This is a genomic window from Dietzia sp. CW19, from assembly GCF_014145265.1.
Taxonomy (GTDB): Bacteria; Actinomycetota; Actinomycetes; order Mycobacteriales; family Mycobacteriaceae; genus Dietzia; species Dietzia natronolimnaea.
The window spans coordinates 1-6,254 of sequence record NZ_JAALEE010000045.1; the positions used below are offsets into that span (position 1 = coordinate 1).

Here is a 6,254-nt window from a genome sequence, read left to right on the forward strand (position 1 = left end):
CGCCACTTGTTCAGCAGTCTCCTAGGCGACGGTGCTGTGGGACCTGGTGACAGGGATATCGATCCTGATGTCGTATCCGGTCATATTGCTGAGGTGGATGCGGCCACGGAGGCAGTGGCCCATGACCGCCTCGTAACGATGACCGTTCGTGATCGCTACGGCACCAGATTTGAGGCTGAACGCCGACGGCGTCTACGTCCGAGAAATAGGCTCGATTACTGAGTCCAATCCTCGAGCTGGCTCTCGCCCTTACCTCGCGGGAGCTCATCAATTTCTCGCCCTCGGCGCCCTGCCCGACATGCTCACGTTGAGCGCCTGCAGCCGGCCCGGCCGACGACGGGTCCGCTCCCGATATCGGCGCGCACTCATGGCCGGGGATCTCAGCCCCGCCGACGGCGGCTAGCAATCCACCCCACCAGCATCGCGAATACTGCGGTGACCGTGATGATGAGTTCAGGAATTGAACGTAATCGGGTGGCAAGTGTGAACTCGGTATTGAGCGGGACCTGTGCGACGAGGGCATCGGCAGTGAACATTTCGGTCTGCTCGAGCACATCGCCATTCGCCGCGATAATCGCGCTGACACCGCTGGTGGCCGCTACCACCACCGTGCGGTTGTGTTCGACAGCGCGCAGCCGCGACATCGCCAGCTGCTGATAGGTCATGTCGGTATCGCCGAAGGTTGCATTGTTCGTTGGTACCGCGATCAACTGCGCCCCCGACCGAACCGACTCGGCCACCAGATCATCGAACGCGACCTCATAACAGGTGGCCACAGCGAGCGGTGTCTCATCGATGGTCACCACACCATCGCCGTTACCGGGCACGAAGTTGCCCGCCTGCGCGGCATAAGGCGAAAGCTTGCTCACGATCGATCGCATTGGCAGATATTCACCAAATGGAACCAGTCGTCTTTTGTCGTGCGCATCGCCAGGTCCTGTTCCTTGCTCCCACACCAGCGCTGTATTTCGGGTGGTACCGGAGCCAGTGGACACCACCGCCCCCACAAGGATCGGAGCGCCGATTGCCTCTGTGGCCGCATCGATCTGTTCTGCAGCGTCGGCATTGCGAAACGGGTCGATGTCTGATGCGTTCTCCGGCCAGATCACCAGATCCGGTGCGGGCTTCACCCCCGCTGCGACCTCGGCGGCGAGAGCGTCGGTACGAGCCACATGATTGTCCAGTACAGCGCGCCGTTGCGCGTTGAAATCCAGACCGAGTCGGGGCACGTTGCCCTGGACTAGGGCAACCGTTTTAGAGGGGGTGGTGATTGGTGCGGTAGAGACGGGTATCGAGCCGAGTGCAGAGGCGGTCACAAGCACCGCCCCGAGTAGCAACACCGAGCGCCAGGCGGAGCGCCGAGCAAGTCCGACGACCACTGCAGCCGTCGCGCTGCCCACCAGTGCAACGGACAGGCTCACCCCTGGCGCCCCAGCGATCTGAGCGATCGCCAGCAATGGTCCATCAGTCTGACCGAACGCCAGCCGGCCCCAGGGAAACCCACCGAAGGGCAGGCGCGCTCGAACCGCTTCGGTGGCCACCCAGCAGCACGCGATCCACAGTGCAGCCCCGGGCAGCCGCGCCACCAGTGCGGTGGCCCCAGCGAAGACAGCGACTGCCACGGCCTGTAGCGCCGCTAATGCTAGCCAGGGGACAGCGCCGACATAAACCCCCACCCAGGGCAGTAAAGGTACGAAGAACCCGAGACCAGCCAGGTATCCCAATCCGAACGCGCCGCGCACGCCGATCCCTCGGACCGCCAGAACCAAAATGGCAAGACCGGCCGGGGCGAGAAACCACAAGGATAGAGGCGGGAAACTGGTGTACAGCAGTATTCCTGCGCCCAATGACGACACCATTCGACCAAGCGCACGGCCGACGGGGTGACTATTTAGCCACCGCCGAGAAGGCGTTGACCGCGGTTGATTTCGGGTAACCCCGCCCATCCTGAGGCCGACTGCTGGCAGTACCACCGATTGCGGCCCACGGTTCTTCTGTCGTGTTGTCATGTCACGCTCGCGAGGTGCGCTCTCGTCTTCCGCAGAGGTCGCGGGGGGAGCGAATCGAACCCGTTCACGGCCTCGCTGAGTCCACGCGCGCGGCCCCGGAGCGGGGCCCGGCACATGCCTCCGACCGGGACGCACAGAGCGGATCGGAAGCATATCTGCCGGGTCACCCGGCGAGCTGGCCGATCTGGAACTCGGCGAGCCGCGATTGTGGCTGGGACGCTCCACTGTGCTGGTCGGTGAAACTCTCTGTCCCGTCTGTGCCGCACAGCTGCTCGATCCGGTCCGGCCCGCCCGGGTGTTGGTCGACCCACGCGGTGAGGTCGTAGACGATGTTCTCGATCACGGTCCAACACGAGTCGGTCGAATCGTTCTGCTGGACCTCGGCCATCGTGACCTGTTTCTCGGCTCTCTCGCCCGTCTGGAGCTGCTCTGCCTGCTCTGGCGCGCCCGTGTCGTTCCCGGCGCAGCCCACAGCTAGGAGCAGGGCGGCGGTGGAGCCGGAGGCGGTGAGTGTCCTGCGCAGTCTCATTCGATCTCCTCGTATAGTGATCTACCGAAAGTCCAGGCGGCCAGCCACGTACACAGGACCGTGAGCACCAGTGCTACGCCGATGTGAAATGCCAAGGTCGAACTGCCCCCTAAGCTCGCTTGGGCGAACGTGGCCCCGAACAGGACGAGGGCGACGACTGCAGCCCAGCGACCTCGCCGTGTAGCCCACGCGCGCCACCCTAGAACCAGAGCCAGCACGCCGGTGAGGACATGAAGGGCGATGGCGGCCGAGCTGTGGACGTCCAGACTGGTGCCGTCCTGGACCAGCACCCCTGCCGAAGTGAAGAGGAGTCCGAGGGCGCTGACTGTCACTAACGCCACCGCTCGTGCGAGCAACAACAATCGTCCGGAAATCTGTAAATCTTGTGATCGCGACACTTTCCCTTTCTCGAGCTGCTCGTCCACTTCTTCGTGGTGGGAGGCGGCCGGCGACCCGCCCCACTTGTCCCCCAATGCCGCACGCACTGTCACATCTGGAGATTGTGCTGTGCTGACCTCTTGATTCGGTCGGGGTTTGATGAAGGTCTGATCAAGATCCCGGACGTGACGGTCGCTGACGCGGTGCTGAATTGGTGCGCGGCCAGTTGGGGTGAACCTGGGTGAAGCCTGTCAGGACGTCCAGCTTCCGAAGGCCTTCCCATGTCGCCCACGTAGTCCCTGACACTCGCAACAGGCAGCTTGATGAACGCTGCCAGAGGCTGTGGTCAGAGGGAGACTCTAGGCACGATGCACGCTTGAGGGAGCCGCTCCCGGTCGTTCTTCGACACGGGCGTGCAGGCCCCCACTTCTTGCGACGGGGACTCTGCTCGTCTAAGTTCGAGCAGAAGTCACATCACGAAACCATCACGGTATAGCGGCAGGGGAGACACGGCGGCAGTGGAGCGAAGACGTGCACGCCGCAAGGCACACCCTTTAACTGTCGACATCTGGGCGAGTTCTGGTCGCCCTCGAGGTGGCGGTACGCATCGCCAACCCTCCGCCCGGCCCGAGTTACGCGATCAGGTCGTCGTCGTCACGGTCGCCGCCGGGGCCATCGTGTCCTCGATAAGTTTTCTAGTGGACCAGCACACAGAGGCTGGTGGTGAGCACATTCACCTCATCGCGCACGAGGAGTCGATCAGTCCTGCTGGCCAGTCTGGAGACATAGCCCTTCCCCCGGCTGAACTGCCTGGGCCCGTTGCGGTGCAAGGCGACATCCCGCTGGAGAGCGCTGCCGCCATGGTGTCGTCATTGGCGGCAGGCACCGAAATCGACGCTCGCCGGCAAGTTGCCGAGGAGACCGCGCGCCGTCCAACAGCAGCGATGCCGACAGTCGGGACCCTCACGTCTGAGTTCGGCCAACGCTGGGGCTCGCTCCACGGCGGCATCGATATCGCAAACGTGATCGGAACCCCGATCGTGGCGGCGACTGACGGGACCGTCATCGATGCCGGCCCGGCGCAAGGGTTCGGCAATTGGGTCCGACTGCTGTCGGATGAGGGCACGATGACCGTTTATGGACACATGGAAGAGGTTCTCGTGTCCACCGGCCAGCGTGTACAGGCTGGACAGACGATTGCCCTCATGGGAAGTCGTGGCTTTTCCACCGGGTCGCACTTGCACTTCGAGGTGTGGTTGAACGAGGGACGGGAGCGCGCCGACCCCATCGAGTGGCTCCGGGAAAACGGTATCGCGACCAACTGAGTCAGCCCTTGGAGTGAGCCGGGGTCTGCGGTAAGGAGATCGTGAATCGGGCGCCGCGGCCGAGCCCGTCGCTGTGAACGCGGATATGGCCTTCGTGGGCTTCGACCAGTGCGCGAGTAATGGTGAGTCCGATGCCGCTTCCTCCGTGTGCCCGGTCGCGTGCGGTGTCGACGCGGTAGAAGCGGTCAAAAATGTGGTCGAGGTGCTGCGCTGCGATGCCTTCTCCAGTGTCGGCGATAGTGATCTCCACGTTCCCGTTGTGTAGGCGACTGGTGACGGTGACCATCCCACCTGAGTCGGTGTGGCGGAGCGCGTTGTGCAAAAGGTTGGTCAGGACCTGGTTGATTCGATCACTGTCGACAGTGATCGGTATTGCCTGATCAATACGTGCTTGGAGCAGCACATTTTTGTGCGAGTACTCGGGGCGCAGGGCGTCGATCGCGGCCGCGATGATGCTGCGAGTGTCGGTACCGATGGGGATGAGACGCGTGAGGTGTTCTTCGGCTCGGGACACCGCGCTGACGTCGTGAGCGAGCCGGCCTAGCCGACCAGTCGCGGTTCGCAGAATGCGCAGCGTGTCGTCGTCGAGTGCACGGACGCCGTCTTCGATTGCCTCAAGGTGGGATTCGAGCGTGGCCAGGGGAGTCCGCAACTCGTGTGCGAGATCTGAGAGCATCCGTCGGCGTGTGGTTTCGGTGGCATCTAGTCGTCGTGCCAGTTCGTTGAAGCTGGCGACAAGATCGTCGAATTCACGACCTATTCTCGGCTCGTGTACTCGTGAGTTGTATTCTCCACCGGAGATCTGCTGGACTGATCGGGTGACCGGGGTGATCGATCGTTGAACGCGGCGGGCGATGTAGCCGCTGACAGCCAGCGACAAGATCACCGATACCGCCAGTGCGATCGACCAAGACAGCATCATTGACGAGTTGAATGCCTCCTCCATATGGGCTGCTTCGGAGGAGTTCTGTGACAGTCCGGCCATCTCCAGATGCTCGTGGAAGATTCCGGGGGCAAGTATTGCGGCGACGACCCAGGCACTGACTGCGAAACCGATCATCACAAAAGCGAGCGCCGCCAGTAGCCGGGTACCGAAGGTGGCAGTGGTGAACCACCGCTTGAGGCGCGTCACGTTGTCACCCAGATCGATCCGGCTCACTGACCATCTCCGGTGCGGTAGCCGACACCGCGGACGGTGCGGATGTATGCGCCCCGGGACGCAGTGTCTCCGAGCTTGCGTCTGAGGTGCGCGATGTGGACATCAACAAGGTGCGTGTCGCCGACCCAGTCGGGCCCCCAGATCGCATTGATCAACTGCGTCCGGGACAGCACCAAGCCGGGGTCTCGCGTCAGTGCCGCCAAGAGGTCGAACTCGGTCCTGGTCAACTGGATCGGGGTGGTGTCGACGGTGACCTCGCGGCCTTCGACGTCGATTGCCAGTGCCCCAATCCTTCGCAGCTCTCTGTGATCGGAGGCCGCAGACGGGGAGCGTAAGGCCGTAGACGATCGAGGACGGCGCAGCATGACCTGGATGCGGGCCATGAGCTCTCGTGGGCTGAACGGTTTGGTCATGTAGTCGTCGGCTCCCACGGACAGTCCGATGAGGGTGTCGACCTCCTCGGTGCGGGCGGTGAGCATGACGACATACGCATCGGAGAAGGTGCGCAACTGGCGGCACACTTCGACGCCGTCCAGCCGCGGAAGACCGAGGTCTAGCACGACGACGTCGGGATCGACTTGCCGGATCAGGTCGACTGCGTCCTGCCCGTCATGAACGACCGTGAGGTCGAAGCCGTCACGAGTCAGATAGGTACCGATGAGGTCGGCGAGCTCACGCTCGTCTTCGACGACCATCGCCCGCAACCCTGCGGTCGCGCGAGTGGTCGGTGACTCACCTTCAGGTCCGGCGTCTCGAGAATCGGATGTGGACATAAGGCCAATCATCGTCGTAGGTCTGCCACTGGCGCCTACCGCGTGCTCGATCTTGATCAGACCTTCATCAAACCCCGACCG

The 6,254-nt window shown here is 63.0% G+C and carries 7 protein-coding genes; 2 read left to right on the forward strand and 5 right to left on the reverse strand.

Going from position 1 to position 6,254, the window contains the following annotated elements; translation table 11 throughout:
* Positions 1-222, forward strand: a 222-nt coding sequence (locus tag G6021_RS16875; RefSeq protein ID WP_206682638.1) for a hypothetical protein, incomplete at its 5' end; no start/stop codon positions are given.
* Positions 223-380: 158 nt separating this feature from the next.
* On the opposite strand, the gene lnt is transcribed toward G6021_RS16875, so the two are convergent.
* The 3 genes from lnt to G6021_RS01690 all read right to left on the reverse strand — a co-directional run bounded on the left by lnt (position 381) and on the right by G6021_RS01690 (position 3,029).
* Positions 381-1,859, reverse strand: a complete 1,479-nt coding sequence (gene lnt, locus G6021_RS01680) for an apolipoprotein N-acyltransferase (protein WP_235027363.1) — start codon at positions 1,857-1,859, stop codon at positions 381-383.
* Between the two features lie 313 nt (positions 1,860-2,172).
* Complete coding sequence (locus G6021_RS01685; protein WP_017836387.1) at positions 2,173-2,538, reverse strand: cytochrome b5 domain-containing protein; 366 nt, start codon at positions 2,536-2,538, stop codon at positions 2,173-2,175.
* Positions 2,535-3,029, reverse strand: a complete 495-nt coding sequence (locus G6021_RS01690) for a hypothetical protein (protein WP_223210127.1) — start codon at positions 3,027-3,029, stop codon at positions 2,535-2,537. The genes G6021_RS01685 and G6021_RS01690 overlap by 4 nt, the downstream gene beginning before the upstream one ends.
* 585 nt (positions 3,030-3,614) lie before the next feature.
* Between G6021_RS01690 and G6021_RS17830 the strand changes: the two genes are divergently transcribed.
* Complete coding sequence (locus G6021_RS17830) at positions 3,615-4,241, forward strand: M23 family metallopeptidase (protein WP_182611321.1); 627 nt, start codon at positions 3,615-3,617, stop codon at positions 4,239-4,241.
* A 1-nt stretch (position 4,242) separates the two neighbouring features.
* On the opposite strand, the gene G6021_RS01700 is transcribed toward G6021_RS17830, so the two are convergent.
* Complete coding sequence (locus G6021_RS01700) at positions 4,243-5,400, reverse strand: ATP-binding protein (RefSeq protein ID WP_107746584.1); 1,158 nt, start codon at positions 5,398-5,400, stop codon at positions 4,243-4,245.
* Complete coding sequence (locus tag G6021_RS01705; protein WP_017836391.1) at positions 5,397-6,095, reverse strand: response regulator transcription factor; 699 nt, start codon at positions 6,093-6,095, stop codon at positions 5,397-5,399. The genes G6021_RS01700 and G6021_RS01705 overlap by 4 nt, the downstream gene beginning before the upstream one ends.
* Between the last annotated feature and the right edge of the window lie 159 nt (positions 6,096-6,254).